Origin of the sequence: Coprococcus intestinihominis, assembly GCF_040096555.1 — a bacterium.
Taxonomy (GTDB): Bacteria; Bacillota; Clostridia; order Lachnospirales; family Lachnospiraceae; genus Coprococcus_A; species Coprococcus_A intestinihominis.
Window position 1 is genome coordinate 21,469 of the sequence record NZ_JBBMEK010000003.1, and the last position, 18,178, is coordinate 39,646.

Here is an 18,178-nt window from a genome sequence, read left to right on the forward strand (position 1 = left end):
TTCTATTTGTTCCAGTGATCAAGCTCATCTTTCAAAACAGCCAGAAGCTGGTCTTCCGGCACCTTCTTCACAATTTCGCCTTTCTTGATCAGCAGGCCTTCACCGATGCCGCCTGCGACGCCGATATCAGCCTCTCTGGCCTCTCCCGGTCCATTGACAACGCACCCCATGACAGCCACTTTGATATCCAGATCGTAATTCTGAACAAGGTTCTCCACTTTGTTGGCAAGGCCGATCAGATCAATTCTTGTACGGCCACATGTCGGGCAGGATACAACCTCAATACCGCCTTTTCGAAGTCCCAGTGTCTTTAAAATGAGTTTGGCTGACTTGATCTCTTCCAGAGGATCCCCGGTCAGGGAAACGCGGATAGTGTGACCAACTCCCTCATTCAGCATAATACCGAGACCGACGGCTGATTTGATATTGCCGGAGATCAGGGTTCCGGACTCTGTAATGCCCACATGCAGCGGATAATCCGTCTTTGCGGCAATGAGTTCATGGGCTTTCACACACATCATAACATCTGAAGACTTAATACTGATGACCATCTGGTCATAACCCAGATCTTCAATCAGATGCACCTTATCCAGAGCACTTTCCACAATGCCTTCCGCCGTTACATGACCGCCGTATTTGGCGATCAGATCCTTCTCAAGAGAACCGCTGTTGACACCCACGCGGATCGGCACATGGTAAGCCTTTGCCTTATCTACAACCGCCTTCACGCGATCCACACTGCCGATATTGCCCGGATTGATACGGATTTTGTCAATCCCGTGTTCAATGGCCGCAATAGCCAGACGATAGTCAAAATGAATGTCTGCCACCAGCGGAATATGAATCTGCTTCTTGATCTCCGTGATGGCCTCTGCCGCCTCCATGGTCGGCACTGCCACACGGATGATCTCGCATCCGGCCGCTTCAAGGGCCAGTATCTGGGCAACAGTTGCCTTTACATCTTCCGTTTTTGTATTACACATAGACTGGATCGCAATCGGATAATCGCCTCCGATGCATCGATCGCCTATGCGAATCACCTTTGCTTTTGTTCTATCAAACATAACTGCTCCTTTAATGTCTAAAAACCAAAAATTCTCGCAAAATCATTGAACATGACAAGCACCATGATTCCCATAAGAATCACAAAGCCGATCATATGCACAAACCCCTCTTTGTCTCTCGGTACCGGCTTGCCTCTGAGGGCTTCCACAATAAGAAAGACAAGACGTCCGCCATCCAGTGCAGGAATCGGCAGCAGATTCATCACGCCAAGATTGGCTGACAGCAAAAGAATCATATCTGCAATGGTTAGTATCACACTTCGAAGGCCGTATTTTGCCGCAGATTCATAGCTGTCACCGATCACCTGAAACATACCTACAGGCCCCGCCACATCGCTTCTTGATACCTGTCCCTGGATCATCATCTCAAGGCTCTTGATCACCAGATCAATATTGGACTTCACTTCATAGAAACTGCTGATAAGAAGTCCGCCGAACTTCGGCTTCTCCTGAACACCGCCCACAATACCGATGCGGTATACACCATCATCGGTCATCTCCGGCGTCACCGTAGTCTGATGCTTCTCACCGTCTCTGATGTAGGTGATCGTACATTTCCGTCCCTGATTCAGTGCAATATGCATTCTGAAATCAGAAAATGTATGCACAGATGTTCTGTCCGCCCTTGTAATGATATCTCCCGCTTCAAGGCCAGCTTCCATGGCCGGTGATCCATCCTCCACCTGAAGGATCTCACCTGATATATAACCATTCATACCGATAATGATCACAGCACAGACAAAAGCCATGATAAAGTTAAAAACCGGTCCCGCTGCTACAACAGCCATTCTGGCCCACACAGACTTCGAATTGAATGACCCGGGAATCACTTCCTCTGCTGTATCCTCACCAAGCATCATGCAGGCACCGCCAAGGGGCAGCAGCCTTAATGTATATTCTGTCTCACCGCGGCGGACACCAAAAAGCTTCGGTCCCATACCCACGGCAAACTCTTCAACAACAATACCGTTCTTCTTTGCAACTATAAAATGTCCGAACTCGTGGAATATGACAATGATGCCAAATACAAGAAGTGCCACGATCAGCTTCAATCTACCACCTGCTTTCTATATAACGATAGGTCCACTGTTCAGTCTCAAGTATATCTTCAAGAGACGGATGATCAATCCACTGATGGGCTGCCATACACTCTGAAATAATCTCGGGAATATCAAGAAAGCGAATCTTTCTGTCAAGGAACATGGCCACAGCCTTCTCATTAGCCGCATTCAATGCTGTCGGCATGCTGCCGCCTCTGCGTGCTGCTTCATAAGCCAGTGCCAGTCCTCTGAATGTTCCAAGATCCGGTTCTTCAAAGGTCATTGTATGCAGTTTGAACAGATCCAGGGCTTCTGACTGAAGCGGCTTTCTCTCGGGATAAAACAGTGCATACTGGATTGGCAGACGCATATCCGGTGTGCCGAGCTGGGCAATCACTGCATGATCCTGGAATTCCACCGCAGAATGGATCACGCTCTGCGGATGAACAACTACCTGGATCTGATCAAGGTCTACACCGAAAAGCCACTTAGCCTCAATCACTTCCAGCCCTTTGTTCACCATGGTCGCTGAATCAATGGTAATCTTGTGTCCCATAGACCAGTTTGGATGCTTCAGGGCATCCTCCACCCGGACATCTGCAAGTTCATCCAGGGTTTTCCCTCTGAAAGGGCCGCCGGAAGCTGTCAGAAGGATTCTTCTGATGCCTGATGCATGTTCCCCCTTTAAGGACTGGAAAATCGCTGAATGTTCACTGTCTACCGGCAGGATCTGCACATGATAATCCTTTGCCATCTGCATAATCAGATGGCCTGCCGTAACTAACGTCTCTTTGTTGGCCAGTGCGATATCTTTTCCGGCTTTGATAGCTTCCATAGTCGGACGGATACCGATCATCCCCACAACAGCTGTCACAACAATATCTGCCTCCGGCAGTGTCACAGCCTCTATCATTCCTTCCATACCAGAAACAATCTTCACATCAAGATCCGATACGGCAATCTTCAATTCTGCCGCCTTCTTCGCATCCCAAACAGCTGCGATCAGCGGATGGTACTGTCTGATCTGCTGTTCAAGAAGGACAATATTCGACCCTGCTGCCAAAGCAGCAACGCTCAAATCCTGCGGATGCTGTGAAATAACATCCAGTGTCTGTGTTCCTATGGAGCCTGTAGACCCCAATATTGCAATCTTCTTCAAAAATGATCTTCCTTTCTCAATTCAGGACAGTTATGCGCCCAGACATACCGCCAGTATATACACAACCGGTGCTGTAAATAAGATACTATCAAAGCGGTCCAGAATGCCGCCGTGTCCCGGTATCAGACGGCCGTAGTCCTTGATGCCTGTATCACGCTTAATGGCGGATGCTGCCAGATCACCTACAACAGCAATCAGCGCGCCCACACCTGCGATAATCGCACAGTCACGCATTGGCACACTCAGTGAAATCAGGTGTGTTCCAAAAATACGTCCGTAAATCAGTCCCAGAAGTACAGCACCTGCAATACCACCTATAAAGCCTTCGACACTTTTCTTCGGACTGAGTCTCGGGAACATCTTGTGCTTGCCAATAAGCATGCCAACACAGTAGGCGCATGTATCATTGCCCCATGCACAGATGAAAATCAACGGAATAATATATAATCCGTCATTCAGCATACGCACCTTGTAAATAAATGACATCAGCACAACCACATAAGCAAGTCCTGCCACTGCACAAAAAATCTCATTGACCTTGTACTTCGGAAAACTGAAAACATAAACAGCCATGATCAGCAGTGTTCCCACTGCTGCTGCCATCAGTTCTCCTTCCGATACAGCCGCCCACAAAAGCATTTCATACAAAAGGGCTCCAATATAGCCCGCTATAGCCGGTCCCTTCTTCTCAATACCTGAAGCTCTGTATAATTCAAACAGGCCAATCATAGAGATCAATGCCACAAAGGCGAATAAAATATTGCCGCCAAGGAGCATTGCCGCCACAGCAATAGCCAGTACAATCACACCACTGATCAGTCTTGTAATAAACAATTTAAACACCACCAAATCTTCTGTCACGTTTTGAATAGGCACGAATGGCTTCAATCATTGTCTCTTTGTTATAATCCGGCCAAAGAACCGGTGTAAAATAGAACTCAGAATACGCCATCTGCCAGAGCAGGAAATTGGAAACACGCTGCTCGCCGCTTGTACGGATCACCAGATCCGGATCCGGCATGCCGGCCGTATCCAGATAGTGCTCAAACAATGCTTCTGACATCTCATCCGGATTCGTATGCCCGTCTGCCAGCATCTTCTTCATGGCACGGATCATCTCATCACGGCTGCCGTAATTAATGGCAATCGTAAAGTTCAATCCCGTATTACCCGCAGAAGCTGTTTCCACATCCGCAATGGACTTCTGAATATCTTCACTTAACCCGGTCTTGTCACCAATTACCCGGACGCGCATATTATTCTTCGCTGTTCTCTCAAGGGAATCGATCATATACTTTCTCAAAAGCTTCATCAGAGCATCCACTTCAGACTGAGGCCGCTTCCAGTTCTCCGTCGAAAAAGCATACACTGTAAAATACTTGATGCCGAGATCTCTGACAACTTCACACATTTTCTCAACTGTCTTCGCGCCCTGCATATGACCGTAATTTCTTGGCATGAAACGTTTCTTCGCCCAGCGGCCGTTGCCATCCAGAATAATGGCTACGTGCTCCGGCACATTAAGGGTTTCCCCATCTATGATTCTCTCCATATTATACTCCCATTTATTCATCAACTGTAACCATCTCGTACTGGCCCAGCTGTCATCAATCATCTGTTAACAGATATGTACGAGGCTGTTGCATCCTCCGTAAAATATACAGATTCTGCAGCAGCCCCACCCAATTACTTTATAACAGTATTTGTCAAGACACGCCTGTTAGACTGTCATGATCTCTTTTGTCTTTGCCTCTACAGCCTTGTCAACCATAGCCACATACTTGTCAGTGATCTTCTGAAGCTTCTCCTGTAATTCTGCATATTCATCTTCAGAAATCTCTTTGGCTTTGTTGCTCTTCTTGAAAGCATCATTGCCGTCACGACGGATATTGCGGACTGCAGTCTTCGCTGCATCCCCCTTCTTCTTCACATCCTTCGCCAGTTCCTTACGGCGTTCCTCTGTCAGTTCAGGGAATACAAGACGGATAGACTTGCCGTCGTTCGTTGGTGTGATACCAATATCAGAAGCAAGAATGGCTTTCTCGATATCCTTGATCAGCTTGCTCTCCCATGGCTGGATCATCAGTACACGTGCTTCAGGCACTGTGACATTGCCCACCTGCTGAAGTGGTGTCGGTGTACCATAATAATCCACCTTCAGTTTATCCAAAATATGCGGATTAGCACGGCCAGCACGAATGGTTGTATATTCGCGTTCCAGTGCATCCAATGACTTCTGCATCTTTGTCTCATATGGCTGTAACTTCTCATTACTCATAAATATAGTTCCTCCTAATATCCTTATACAGTCACGTAAGTACCTGTAAACTCTCCGTATAATGTCTTCACAATGCTGTTCTCTTCATTCAGGCCAAATACCACCATCGGCATCTTGTTCTCCATGCACATGATCGTTGCTGTCAGGTCAACCACCTGCAGTCTCTCATCTACAACCTGCTGAATGCTGACGCTGTCATACTTCTTCGCATTCGGGTTCGTCTTCGGATCACTGTCATAAACACCATCCACAGCCTTGGCAAGTAAAATCGCATCCGCCTCAATCTCAATGGCACGAAGCGTTGTACCTGTATCCGTTGAAAAATACGGATGACCTGTACCGCCGGCAAAGAAAACGACCTTGCCTGCATTCAGATCAGCAACAGCTGCATCCTTGGAAAAAAGCTTCGTAAAAGCGCCGCACATAAATGGTGTATACACTTCTGTCTGCATTCCCAATGTACGGAAAATCTCAGACACATAAATACAGTTCATAACTGTACCCAGCATACCGATCTGGTCAGACTTCGTACGCTCTATAATCTTGCTGCTGTTGCGTCCGCGCCAGAAATTGCCGCCGCCGATCACAATCGCAACCTGCGTTCCCTTATCTGTAATCTGTTTCACCTGTTCGGCAACCTTCAGACAAGTTGCCTCATCAAAGCCAAAATCCTTGTCTCCGGCCAGCGCTTCGCCGCTTAATTTTAATAAAATTCTCTTTAAATCGTTCATCATCATACCGATGTCCTCCGTTCACCTTATAATCTACCATAAAACTGTATATTTGACCAGTCCTTTTCTTACAGTTTTGAGTAGCCGAAACTGTTGACAATGGCATCGATAGGCATCTTCTTACGGCACATCGGGCATTCCGACGGTAAATACGCCTGATAATCCGGCAAATCTTCCTTCTGGAAAATGGAGAAGATCTCCATCCCCTCCGCTGTCTGTTCCACGTTACTGAAAATAGCAGCCACGCCTCTTACCGTTCCGCCGTAATAAGAAACGGCCTCAGCCGCCCTTGTAATGGTCTGTCCGGTTGTCACAGATGCTGCCAGTACAAGCACCTGCATATGCTTGATCATTCGCAATGTACTGTCCATGAAAACAAGCTGTCCATAGGCATTCACATCCGGTGTAATAATCGAGATATTCTTGCCGCTGTTAACGGACATAATCCCGGTATCTGCGAGAAACTCTGCCATAAAAGCACCGATCAGCTCTGTTCCGTCCAGACATACAATCGTATCGATCATCGTATTGTTCTGAAAATGATTGGCCAGCACTCTTGCTGTTTCTCTTCCGTTGTTGTGTCTGCACTTAACTGTCGACATATCAATATACGTATTGATATGGGAATTAACCGTTGCAAAATGACCCTCCAGAATCTTAATACGTGCCTTCGGATTACGCGCCGATCTCAGATCAGTTAAACATTCTCTCATACATAGACCCCCTTCTCTGCAGATTTCCTTATCCCCATAAAATTCCTGCAGACTTGCCAGCTTCTGTTATGCTTCTATACAGATGGACTTAAATAACGTAATCATTGCCCTTGGCATCCTGCCAGTCTAAAAGATCCTCAAGTGTATACTTGTCAATGACTGAATTGATTGCCTCATCCAATTCCTTCCATATACGAATTGTAACACAATCCTGCATTTTCGGACAGTCATAATTGTTATCGGTACATGACACAGGGGAAAGATCTCCTTCTGTCAACCGGAGAATCATCCCCACTGTGTAATCTTTTGGCAGTCTTGCCAGGCGATAGCCGCCCTGCGGGCCCCTAATACTTTTAACATAGCCCGCCTTCGTCAACACCGACACGATCTGCTCCAAATACTTCACGGAGATATCCTGTCTTGCAGCAATATCTTTAATTCGGACCGGCTCCCCGTGATCGTTTGTCGCTATATCCAGTATCATACGCAATGCGTATCTTCCTCTGGTTGAAATCTTCATTTATTCTTTCTTCCTTTCATCTTCTTCACTTAACTAAGCCCCTATTTTCTATACAGCCGGCTTATTCTTTCATTTCCTTTGTTCTCTGACCTGACATCTCTCTTAACTTATGTCTTTCTTAACTTAATGTCAGTTCCGGACTCTTAATACTGACTCTCGTATGCGCCGGTACACTTTCTGTAATAAATGAGTTACCCCCGATAATGGAGTCGCATCCAATCACTGTCTCACCGCCAAGGATCGTGGAATTCGCATAGATCGTCACATGATCCCCAATGGTCGGATGACGTTTGGTTCCGGCCAGCTGCTGTCCCTTCCTCGTGGACAATGCTCCCAGTGTCACGCCCTGATACAGCTTGACATAATCACCGATTTCTGTTGTCTCACCGATAACAATACCTGTACCGTGATCGATAAAGAAATAACGCCCGATAGTGGCACCGGAGTTGATATCGATCCCAGTCTTGCCATGGGCATATTCTGTCATAATACGCGGTATAAAAGGTACATTCTGAACATACAGTTCATGGGCAATTCTGTAAACATAGATAGCAAATAATCCCGGATAAGAGAAAATAATATCCTCTTTGCTCTTTGCAGCAGGATCCCCGTCAAAACCAGCCTGTACATCCATCAGCAGCATCTTCTGGATATACGGCAGACGGCTGATAAAACGTTCACAGATCTCTCTTGCCTTCTCCGTCACCTCTGCACTGCTGCTTTTTCCCTTATCATCATACAAAAACGCAATCTCAATCTGCGCTTTCAATTCTTCATAAACATGCGTCAGCATATTGCCAAGGAAATATCCCGGCATGGTGCTGGATATATTCTCATCCCCGAAATATCCAGGGAAAACAACACGTCTTAAATCCTTGATAATACCAATAATCACCCCACGACTCGGCAGATGAATACTCTCCTCATCTGTCACATACACATCCTCGTTCATGCAAGTCTCTGTAATATTCGCCACCACATTCTGAATTGTCTCTCTGATCATCCCCGCCATCTCCTATCTCTCTAAAATCCATATACTGACCCGTATCCTGCTTAAGTTCAAGCTTGGTCAGCCTCATAATATTCAGCATTTCCTAGTTGAATTATATGAAATTATAATTCAAAACGTGCGCAAAGTCAAGAAAAAGCTTGACTATATAATGACACCCTTTGCTCCAAAAGTCATAGAATAGATCAAAGACTTTCGGAGTTTTTTATCATGCGTTTTAATCCTTTTGAAGAAAAACCGATGCCATTAGACCAGCTTTTTATGGACTGGGATAAACTTTATCCGAAACCCTATCATCTCGGCACCGTCCATCCTTACACCAAGGTCCGCATTGTCCTCATGAACGGCACCGAATTCGAAGCCCAGTGGTTCGGCCATCAATTCAGCCGTCACTGTCAGGATAATGATCTTCGGCGCGAACTGGCTATGATCCGCCGCATAGAGCAGATGCAGCAAAAACGGATCAGTTGTCTGAAGCCTAAAAACGAAACCGTTCTTGAGCATACCATTACCTATGAACAGCTGGCTGTTGATCTGACTGCCTTTCTGGCAAGACGTGAAAATGACTGCAATGTCAAAACAGCCCTGGATTTTGCCCTGCTGGAAGATTTTGACCATTTGTACCGCTATGCCAACCTGTTGGATTATGAATATGGTACCTGCCCTGAAAAACTGGTGGGTCGCTATACCGAGATGACACCGGCCCGACCGACCATCGCCCACCACCGCTATCCGACAGACAGCATTTTCCGTTCCATTGACAACCAGACAGCTTCCCTGAAAACAAAACTCGGTATTAATATCATCACTGCCGCCGAGCAGCAGACGATGAATTATTATATGAATATTGCACCGTTTTATTCCCGTTCCGACCTTGGAAGACGACTGTATCAGGAAATCGGCATGATCGAGGAAGAGCATGTTTCCCAGTACGAAAGCTTAAAAGACCCATCCGCCACATGGCTGGAAGATCTACTGATGCATGAATATACCGAATGTTACCTGTATTATTCCTGTATGATGACGGAGTGCGATCTGTACATCCGAAAAATATGGGAAGAATGCCTCATGCAGGAAATCTCTCATCTGCACAAAGCCAAAGAATTGCTTGAGAAATATGAAAACAAGAGCTGGCAGCAGGTCATCGGCGGCTGCGGTGACTTCCCGGATATCCTTGTTCTCGGTCCAAATATCGATTATATTCGTCACATCATTGCTACAACAACCGGCAATACGCAAAAAGAGGAAGACGTTGTTCCTCTCGGACGTCTCTCTGAAAATGATCCGTTCTTCTTCTACCAGCACGTCATGAACGACCCGTTATGTGAAGTCGCCAGCCATGTCACCATCGACGCCCGCATACGCAGAAAAGGCTGTGACTATCGCTTTGAAATCAAAGAAAATCCATTGCCGGAGCTGCGAAACCGGCGCTGCGACAACACATCTATTGGACGCATCCCGGCCTGCACACCGGCATCAGCTTCCAGTGAAGGTACGACAGCAGATAACTGCCGGTGTCCGATTTTCTCTAAGTAGGTGCAACCCTGTAAGTATATAACAGGCTCCCTGGGGCGTTCTTCAGCACCTGCACTGAAAAACGCCCCAGGGAGCCGTTTTGTTGTTTTACGAGGGCGCACGCTTTCTCTGATCAGCGTGTTGTTCTCTGTTATTCGTATTTCTTCGCCTGTGAACGGATCAGCTCCATGTCATCAAAGTAGTTGATCTTCATGGCATCTCTGACTTCATGCAACGTCTGAGCAGCTGTTTCTCTGGCAACTTCACTGCCTTTCTTCAGCACTTCATAGACATACGGAATATCCTTCTGAAGTTCCTCACGACGCTTTCTGATCGGTTCCAGTTCTTCCTGAAGCACGTTGTTCAGGAACTTCTTCACCTTCACATCGCCGAGACCGCCGCGCTGATAATGTTCCTTCAGTTCATCCAGATTCTTGTAATCCGGCAGATATTCTTCAAAATGCTGGTCATTGCAGAACGCATCCAGATAAGTAAAGACTGTATTGCCTTCCAGTGAACCCGGATCCTCAATACGGATATGGTTCGGGTCTGTGAACATGCTCATAACCTTCTTCTTGATATCCTTCGGATCTTCTGCAAGATAAATACAATTGCCCAGAGACTTGCTCATCTTCGCCTTACCGTCAATACCCGGCAGTCGAAGGCAAGCTTCATTGTCCGGCAATAAAATCTTCGGTTCCACCAGTGTCTCTCCATAAACAGAATTGAACTTGTGTACAATCTCTCTGGTCTGCTCGATCATCGGGCTCTGGTCTTCACCAACAGGAACTGTTGTGGCCTTAAATGCCGTGATATCCGCAGCCTGACTGATCGGATACGTAAAGAACCCAACCGGAATACTTGTCTCAAAATTACGCATCTGAATCTCTGACTTCACCGTAGGGTTTCTCTGGAGTCTCGAAACAGTGACAAGATTCATATAGTAAAAAGATAACTCACATAATTCAGCAATCTGTGACTGAATAAACAGCGTGGATTTAGCCGGATCCAGACCGCAGGCCATATAATCCAGTGCCACCTCGATCACATTCTGGCGGACCTTCTCCGGATTATCTGCATTATCCGTCAAAGCCTGTGCATCTGCAATCATAATAAAAACTTTATCATATTCTCCGGAATTCTGCAGCTCCACACGACGCTTCAGTGAACCTACATAATGGCCCACATGCAGACGTCCTGTCGGTCTGTCACCGGTCAAAATAACTTTGCTCATCTTCATTCCTCCTGGACATACTAACTCCTTGTAGTGTACCACAAAAAACAAATATCATCAAGAACAAACATACTGTTCCATGCAGCCCTCATCAATCCCATCACGCATCCCCCAAAACCTCATCCAAAATGTGCCAAAACATTAAACTATTTTGTTGTAAAACCAACAGACTTTTACTTCAAAGCGAATTACAATAAATTCATCCTAGTCAATTAGGTTTTATAAGGAGGTTTTTTTATGATTCGCAGAATTATTACCATTGATACAGAAAAATGTACCGGCTGTGCCCTTTGCGTCAACGCCTGTCACGAAGGTGCCATTGGCCTGAGAGACGGCAAAGCAGTGCTTCTCCGCGAAGACTACTGTGACGGCCTGGGTGATTGTCTCCCAGCCTGTCCGGCAGATGCTATTCATTTTGAAGAACGAGAAGCCGCAGCTTATGACCATGAAGCCGTTCAAAAGCATCTTGCTGCCAGGAAACATGCTGCTGCAGGCGGATGTCCGGGTTCTGCTGCTGCATTCTTCGGCCATGAACACATCGAAAAGCCGCAGGCAGATACCGTATCTTCCACTTCTGCACCTGCTGTTCCTGAAAGTCAGCTTTCCCAGTGGCCGGTTCAGATAAAACTTGTCGCACCGAATGCGCCTTATTTCAACGGCTGTGATCTGCTCATTGCCGCAGATTGTACTGCTTACGCTTACGGCAATTTCCATCAGGCATTTATCAAAGACCATATCACCCTTGTAGGCTGTCCCAAACTTGATGCCGTAGACTACAGTGAGAAGCTGACACAAATTTTCACCTATAATGATATCAAGCGTATTACCCTGACCCGCATGACAGTTCCTTGCTGCGGCGGCATGGCTATGGCTGTTCAGAAAGCTATCCAGGCCAGCGGCAAAAATATTCCATTAAAGATTGTTATCATTTCTCCTGATGGACAGATTGTGCAAACCCAGGAAGTATAGCTGTTCAAACGATGCCCCGGATTCCATCATTCTCCGTTCATGCCTATAGTAAACACCGACACCTGCTCATTCGCACTCTATATTCAGCAGATTTTCTATTGGCAGCTCTGTTTGATCGACCATTATCAACATTTTTCTGTTCCTGTCAATTTTCCTTAGTCTTCCTCTGTAAGTCTGCCTTGCACCGCCTGTTTTTCTTTCATCCGGAGCAAAATACGTAACCATCACCTCAGGCTGTTCCTGTAGGCGCGCCGAAATCTTCTGCAGCTGTGCATTCAGCCGTGTTTTTTCATCCTCGTCCAATTCCTCCCTGTCATCCGTCAGTCTGGCGGTTTCCTTCACCGCTGCTTCATAACCCGTCAACGCCGCAAAAGGTGAAAACTGCGCCGCCCGGTCTTCCATGGACATGGGCGGGTGCTTCTTGGAAACATGATGCTGTTTATCAATGATATCTGCATACCGCAGCCAATCCGGCCCGCTGCTTCGCTCTTTTCCGTCATTGATGCCTGTTCGATATCCTTTCATTTCTGCATCCATCACGCCTTATGGCCTCCAATCTGACTGTTTCTCTGTCTGGCTGTTGCCCCTTCTTCCAGATTCATGCCTTTTAAAATAGCATTTTTGCCAAATTTCTTCTTGATAGCCAATGATACCTCCTGCAATTTGCGTTCTCTGGCCAGTCGCTCCGATTCTGCCTTTTGTTCAGCTTCACGTGCCGCATAATCCACGAACAGATTCATCTGCTCAAATTCCGTTTTCATGGAAACTGTCTTTTCATCCGCCACATGATTCGCTGTGACATAAATCCTCCGGACAAGCAGCTTCGGATTAACAATCCGGTCAAAAAGATCCATCACCGCCTCCAGAATCACTTTTGAAGAAGAAGAGGCTCCTTTTAAGTTGACCGTCCCATGGGCATGTTTCGGCATTTTTCTGCCATAACGATCGGTTGTCACCGCACCTCTGTATGCTTTTGCAATTTCAGGATTGGTCAGATTATCAATATCATATCCCACGGTCAGTACAAGCTGGTCCGTCATCAGTCGCTTTTCTACCAGATCAAGGACAAGCATATCTGTCATCTCCCGGACCACCAACCGTGCCTGGTCAAATACATATGGACACTGTAGCACCTGACCGGAACCAAGACTACTGCTTCTCGGTTTATAGGCCTTGATCGCCGCCATGGTACAAGGTTCCCATCCCCAGGCGTGATCGATCAAAAGTTCCGCATTCACACCAAAAAGACGATACAGCAAATCTTCATTGTAATAATCATCCGGTCCGCCCATGGAACATCTGGCAATATCTCCCATGGTATAAATGCCCACTTCCTCCAGCTTTCTGGCATAGCCCCGTCCCACGCGCCAGAAATCCGTCAAAGGACGGTGGTTCCAGAGCATCTCCCGATAACTCCGCTCATTCAGTTCCGCAATCCGCACGCCATTAACATCCGCCTTTGTATGCTTAGCCTCAATATCCATGGCCACCTTACACAGATAAAGATTCGTACCGATTCCCGCGGTAGCCGTGATTCCTGTTGTCACCAGAACATCAAGAATGACTTTCATGGCCAGTTCTCTGGCCGTCATCTGATAAAGCGCCAGATACTGCGTGGCATCGATCATCACCTCATCTATTGAATAGACATGCATATCCTCCGGCGCAAAATATTTCAGATACACCTGATAAATCTGCGTGGAGACTTCCATATAGTGGGCCATCTGAGGCGGCGCAATAATATAATCCAGTGCCATGTTGGAAGAATATTTGAGTACATTGGCATCACTGCTGCTGCCTGTCAGTTCATGCCCCGAAGCCTGTTTGCGACGGGCGGCATTCACTTCTCTGACTCTCTGTACCACCTCAAACAATCGCGCTCTTCCCGAAATACCGTAAGCTTTCAGTGCCGGAGACACTGCCAGACAGATTGTCTTCTCTGTTCGGCTGGGATCAGCCACCACCAGGCATGTTGTCATTGGATCCTTGCCACGCTCAACGCACTCCACAGATGCATAAAAAGATTTCAGATCAATGGCGATATATGTTTTTTTCTGCATGACTGCTGCCTCCTTTCCCCCGGATGATCTGCTTAAATTCACCGACTTTTATACTTCAATCTTATTCTGATTTTACCATTTCACCGAACAAATAACAATATAAGGGCAGAAAGAAAGCTGCCGCTTCATGTATTTTATCATGAAAACGGCAGCCTTGTTTTTTAGCCATATGACACCCAGATAATCAATGGTACGATACAACTAACTTCTATTCTCTAATCTTCATAGACAATGACATCATACATCCGCCAACAGCCCCTGCATGTCTCACCACTTCCAGATTTTCCGGTGTAATGCCGCCGATGGCATAAACCGGAAGCTTCGTCCTGTGACAGACATTTTCGAGAAATGTCAGTCCTCTTCCCGGCAATCCTTTTTTGCAGTCAGTATCAAAAATGTGCCCGGCTGTCAGACAGGTAGCTCCTGCCTTTTCAGCTGCCAAAGCATCTTCCACAGAGTGTACAGATGTACCGATATGCTTAAAGCTCTCTAACGCATCTTTTTCCGACAGTTCCATCAAAACAGGCAGCGGCAGGTGGATATTCTCACAATTCAGCTTTGCAGCCACTTCCGCAAATGAATGCAGAATACATTTCTTATGATGCTCATGACATATCATCAGCACATCCTTTGCCAGATGCTCATATTCATCTGGTGTCATATCTTTTTCTCGAAGAATGATGGCATCGATATCTGTGGATGCCAGAAATTCTATCTGTTCCAGAAAATCTCTGTCACATAGATGGCGATTTGTTACTGCCATCATATGGGCATAACTGCGGCTAGACATAGATGTATTCATTCAGCACAGGCTGAAGCCCCTGATCCTTGATGGCATCATAAATTTCCTGAAGGCTGCGGTTATCCGCAATTTCAAACTGCTCATCACCGCTCTCAGCTTCATTCTCCTTGCCGGTATATTTTTCCTCATGGTCACCGATACCGGTGCTGACACCTGCTGAAATCTTGGTTGCCGCAAAGCGGATGATGTGATCACGGAATCTTGCCACCTCTCTTGAAGAGACTGTAATACCCGCATATGGCAGGAAAATACGATACGCACAGAGGATCTGACACAACTGTGTCTCATGGACATCCTTCGGATTGATCTTGTCATTATTAATGATCGGACGCAGTCTCGGGCAGGACAAAGACATCTCAGCATGCGGATATTTTCGCTGCAGATAATATACATGCAGCGCTGTTGCCAGGGCATCCTTTCTGAAATCATCCAGCCCCAGTAAAGCTGAGAATCCGACACCGCGCATACCGCCCATTAAAGCTCTTTCCTGAGCTTCAAAACGATACGGCCATACACGCTTATGGCCCATCAGATGCAGCGTTTCGTATTTGTCCGGGTTATAGGTTTCCTGGAAAACAGTGATATAATCCGCACCGCATTCATGAAGGTACTTATATTCATCCACATTGACCGGATAAATCTCAAGACCTACATTTCTGAAATACTTGCTGGCCAGTTTGCAGGCCTCACCGATGTATTTCACATCACTCATATGTCTGCTCTCGCCTGTCAGCATCAGGATTTCCTCAATACCGGAATCTGCAATGACTTTCATTTCATGCTCGATTTCCTGCATGTTCAATTTCTTGCGGTGAATATGGTTATAACAGTTAAAACCACAGTAAACGCAATAATTTTCACAGTAATTGGCAATATAAAGCGGTGTGAAAAGATACACACTGTTGCCGAAATGGTTGCGGCGCTCCACAGCAGCTTTTTCTGCCATCTGTTCCAGAAATGGCTGTGCCGCCGGTGAAAGCAGTGCCTTGAAATCCTCGATGGAACAGACATCATGAGCCAGTGCAGCCTGCACATCCGCAGCTGTATACACTTTCTCATCATAGCTCTCCACCTGGCTCATGACCTTATCCCTGATATCTGTTGAAATCTGATCCATGCCTTCCATATAAGCCATATGGTCTGTTCTGAAAGAAGGATCCTGTTCCAATCGTTCTTTTTTTGCCTTTGCTTCAGGAGTCATATCATCCCACTGAATGATGTATTCTTCATTTCCCATTTCAAGCGCCCCCTTAGTCATGTAAAAATCCTGTCAGAGGATCAGATGCAGAGGCTCCTCTGTGAAGGACACGTCCAAGACCTGAAAGATAAGCGGCACGACCTGCTGCGATGGCGTTCTTGAAAGCGCCAGCCATAGCCGGGATATCGCCTGCAGTTGCAATAGCCGTATTGGCCATGATCGCTGCTGCGCCCATTTCCATGGCTTCACATGCCTGTGACGGACGACCGATACCGGCATCCACAATAATCGGAAGATCAATTTCATCGATCAGGATCTGAATAAATTCCTTTGTTGCAAGGCCCTTGTTGGAACCGATTGGAGAAGCCAACGGCATAATGCAGGCCGCACCGGCATTCACCATATCTCTGGCTGCATTCAGGTCCGGATACATATAAGGCATAACAATGAAACCTTCCTTAGCCAGAATCTCTGTAGCCTTAATTGTTTCATAATTATCCGGCAGAAGGTATTTGGAATCATGCATGATTTCTACTTTGACAAAATCACCACATCCCATTTCACGTGCCAATCTTGCCAAACGAACAGCTTCTTCGGCATTTCGCGCACCGGAAGTATTCGGCAGCAGTGTAACCCCTTCCGGAATATAATCCAGAATATTCTCTTCTTTACGAGTATTGACACGACGAAGTGCCAGTGTAATAATCTCTGCGCCGGCATCTTCTACAGCTGCACGGATCAGATTCAGGTTGTATTTGCCTGAACCGAGAATAAATCTTGACGTAAATGTATGACCTCCCAATGTCCATGTATCTTTATTCTGCATAGTTGTTCCCTACTTTCATTTTTGTTTTTGCTTCTGCTTTTATTTTCGCTTCTGCATTTACTTTTGTTCTTACTTTTACTTCTGCTTTTACTTTCACTTTTGCTTTCGCTTTTCTAAAGCTCAGCTGTTCTCTGTCACTATTTCCATTGACAATTGATTGCAATTGTTTTTTATTTTTTCAGTTGTTAGGTACCTAACTAATTTTCTAACTAAGACTTCCCATACCTAAAATGGGCTTCGCACCTTGAAAATTCAATACTTCAGCTAACAAAATAGCGATTTATGCCACCACAGCCTCTGGATGGAGTGCATTACGCAGATATTTCGGTAGTCTTGCTTCGAAATCAGCAGTAAAAGCTGTCAATTGCTCATCGCTGAGCTTTAAGATTTCCTGAAAGCTTGCCATTAAGGCATCCATCAGGATGCCAAGTGATCTGCTAAAAGTAATGTCTGCCATTTCATCAACAAGGAAGAAGAACAACTCGCCAAGAGTTCTCTGATCTTCATTTTGACGCTGCTCCATTGCAAGTAACATATATCTGGTAAATACAATGGCCACGTGGGCCGTCAGTGCATCATAGGATAAACTATGGCATTCTCCAATCAGATTCAGCATAGATTTGCAGGTTTTGAAGAAAACCTCAATCTGCCAGCGCTTTCCATAAATACGGATAATCTCTTCTTCGGAAAGGGTCGTATCTGTACAGATAAAAGCAAGCCAGTCCTTGTGATTCGCTTTGTTCCTTACGCAAACGATTTTCGCTGGAATAGGATTCTCCTTTCCTACCATAACGTCAACAGAAAGCAGATACTTTGATCTGCCACGGCGTTTTTTGTTCCGGGAATAGATCTCTTTGATATTCAACTGCTCACCACAGTATGAATATTTGATACGGCTGCTTTTCTTAATCATAGCAATCACATCCATATCTTTTGAATGGATGGCTGTGATCTGTGCCGGGTTGGAAAACCAGGAATCAAAAAGGACATAATCAGCTTTCAGTCCTGCACTGATGGCAGTATCCAACAGGGTCATCATTGCTTCTGGCGCTTTTGTCTG

The 18,178-nt window shown here is 46.1% G+C and carries 20 protein-coding genes; 2 read left to right on the forward strand and 18 right to left on the reverse strand.

Annotated features, from left to right (window positions below; genetic code table 11):
* Positions 1-2: 2 nt before the first annotated feature.
* The 10 genes from ispG to WMO25_RS00550 form a co-directional block, all read right to left on the reverse strand.
* Positions 3-1,064: a flavodoxin-dependent (E)-4-hydroxy-3-methylbut-2-enyl-diphosphate synthase gene (gene ispG, locus WMO25_RS00505; RefSeq protein WP_349083290.1), complete on the reverse strand. Its 1,062-nt coding sequence runs from the start codon at positions 1,062-1,064 to the stop codon at positions 3-5.
* A 17-nt stretch (positions 1,065-1,081) separates the two neighbouring features.
* Positions 1,082-2,116, reverse strand: coding sequence for an RIP metalloprotease RseP (gene rseP, locus WMO25_RS00510; RefSeq protein WP_349083293.1), 1,035 nt, complete (start codon positions 2,114-2,116; stop codon positions 1,082-1,084).
* Position 2,117: 1 nt separating this feature from the next.
* A complete protein-coding gene (locus WMO25_RS00515; protein WP_117528806.1) occupies positions 2,118-3,263 on the reverse strand; it encodes a 1-deoxy-D-xylulose-5-phosphate reductoisomerase in 1,146 nt (381 codons plus the stop codon).
* A 30-nt stretch (positions 3,264-3,293) separates the two neighbouring features.
* On the reverse strand, positions 3,294-4,097 hold the full coding sequence (locus WMO25_RS00520) for a phosphatidate cytidylyltransferase (protein WP_349083296.1): 804 nt from the start codon (positions 4,095-4,097) through the stop codon (positions 3,294-3,296).
* Between the two features lies 1 nt (position 4,098).
* Positions 4,099-4,836 carry an undecaprenyl pyrophosphate synthase gene (gene uppS, locus WMO25_RS00525; RefSeq protein ID WP_349083314.1) on the reverse strand — a complete coding sequence of 246 codons (738 nt, stop codon included), beginning with the start codon at positions 4,834-4,836 and terminating at the stop codon, positions 4,099-4,101.
* Positions 4,837-4,983: 147 nt separating this feature from the next.
* The gene (gene frr, locus WMO25_RS00530) at positions 4,984-5,541 is read right to left on the reverse strand and encodes a ribosome recycling factor (RefSeq protein ID WP_015515092.1); all 558 of its coding nucleotides are present in this window, start codon (positions 5,539-5,541) and stop codon (positions 4,984-4,986) included.
* A gap of 23 nt (positions 5,542-5,564) precedes the next feature.
* A complete protein-coding gene (gene pyrH, locus WMO25_RS00535; protein WP_117528809.1) occupies positions 5,565-6,272 on the reverse strand; it encodes a UMP kinase in 708 nt (235 codons plus the stop codon).
* A gap of 68 nt (positions 6,273-6,340) precedes the next feature.
* Positions 6,341-6,985, reverse strand: a complete 645-nt coding sequence (locus WMO25_RS00540) for a type I phosphoribosyltransferase (RefSeq protein WP_215690867.1) — start codon at positions 6,983-6,985, stop codon at positions 6,341-6,343.
* A gap of 88 nt (positions 6,986-7,073) precedes the next feature.
* The gene (locus tag WMO25_RS00545) at positions 7,074-7,505 is read right to left on the reverse strand and encodes an RrF2 family transcriptional regulator (protein ID WP_349083298.1); all 432 of its coding nucleotides are present in this window, start codon (positions 7,503-7,505) and stop codon (positions 7,074-7,076) included.
* A gap of 118 nt (positions 7,506-7,623) precedes the next feature.
* Positions 7,624-8,508, reverse strand: a complete 885-nt coding sequence (locus WMO25_RS00550) for a serine O-acetyltransferase (protein ID WP_349083300.1) — start codon at positions 8,506-8,508, stop codon at positions 7,624-7,626.
* Between the two features lie 216 nt (positions 8,509-8,724).
* Between WMO25_RS00550 and WMO25_RS00555 the strand changes: the two genes are divergently transcribed.
* Positions 8,725-10,050, forward strand: a complete 1,326-nt coding sequence (locus WMO25_RS00555; protein ID WP_215690869.1) for a hypothetical protein — start codon at positions 8,725-8,727, stop codon at positions 10,048-10,050.
* Between the two features lie 130 nt (positions 10,051-10,180).
* On the opposite strand, the gene trpS is transcribed toward WMO25_RS00555, so the two are convergent.
* Complete coding sequence (gene trpS / locus WMO25_RS00560) at positions 10,181-11,263, reverse strand: tryptophan--tRNA ligase (protein ID WP_015515083.1); 1,083 nt, start codon at positions 11,261-11,263, stop codon at positions 10,181-10,183.
* 237 nt (positions 11,264-11,500) lie between these two features.
* On the opposite strand from trpS, the gene WMO25_RS00565 reads away from it, so the two are divergent.
* Positions 11,501-12,232 (forward strand): ATP-binding protein, encoded by a 732-nt coding sequence (locus WMO25_RS00565; protein ID WP_117540208.1) that lies wholly within the window; start codon positions 11,501-11,503, stop codon positions 12,230-12,232.
* A 66-nt stretch (positions 12,233-12,298) separates the two neighbouring features.
* Here WMO25_RS00565 and WMO25_RS00570 read toward each other — a convergent pair whose 3' ends face one another.
* The 7 genes from WMO25_RS00570 to WMO25_RS00600 form a co-directional block, all read right to left on the reverse strand.
* On the reverse strand, positions 12,299-12,769 hold the full coding sequence (locus tag WMO25_RS00570) for a hypothetical protein (protein ID WP_181967469.1): 471 nt from the start codon (positions 12,767-12,769) through the stop codon (positions 12,299-12,301).
* Positions 12,769-14,292 (reverse strand): Y-family DNA polymerase, encoded by a 1,524-nt coding sequence (locus tag WMO25_RS00575; protein ID WP_349083305.1) that lies wholly within the window; start codon positions 14,290-14,292, stop codon positions 12,769-12,771. Before WMO25_RS00575 ends, WMO25_RS00570 begins: the two co-directional genes overlap by 1 nt.
* A gap of 208 nt (positions 14,293-14,500) precedes the next feature.
* The gene (locus WMO25_RS00580; protein WP_349083307.1) at positions 14,501-15,058 is read right to left on the reverse strand and encodes a thiamine phosphate synthase; all 558 of its coding nucleotides are present in this window, start codon (positions 15,056-15,058) and stop codon (positions 14,501-14,503) included.
* 16 nt (positions 15,059-15,074) lie between these two features.
* Positions 15,075-16,331, reverse strand: coding sequence for a 2-iminoacetate synthase ThiH (gene thiH, locus WMO25_RS00585; protein WP_015515078.1), 1,257 nt, complete (start codon positions 16,329-16,331; stop codon positions 15,075-15,077).
* Positions 16,332-16,344: 13 nt separating this feature from the next.
* Positions 16,345-17,118, reverse strand: coding sequence for a thiazole synthase (locus WMO25_RS00590; RefSeq protein ID WP_117527678.1), 774 nt, complete (start codon positions 17,116-17,118; stop codon positions 16,345-16,347).
* Entirely contained in the window at positions 17,108-17,281 is a 174-nt protein-coding gene (locus WMO25_RS00595) for a hypothetical protein (RefSeq protein ID WP_215690874.1), read from the reverse strand. The genes WMO25_RS00590 and WMO25_RS00595 overlap by 11 nt, the downstream gene beginning before the upstream one ends.
* A 117-nt stretch (positions 17,282-17,398) precedes the next feature.
* Positions 17,399-18,178, reverse strand: a 780-nt coding sequence (locus tag WMO25_RS00600; RefSeq protein WP_349083311.1) for an IS4 family transposase, incomplete at its 5' end; no start/stop codon positions are given.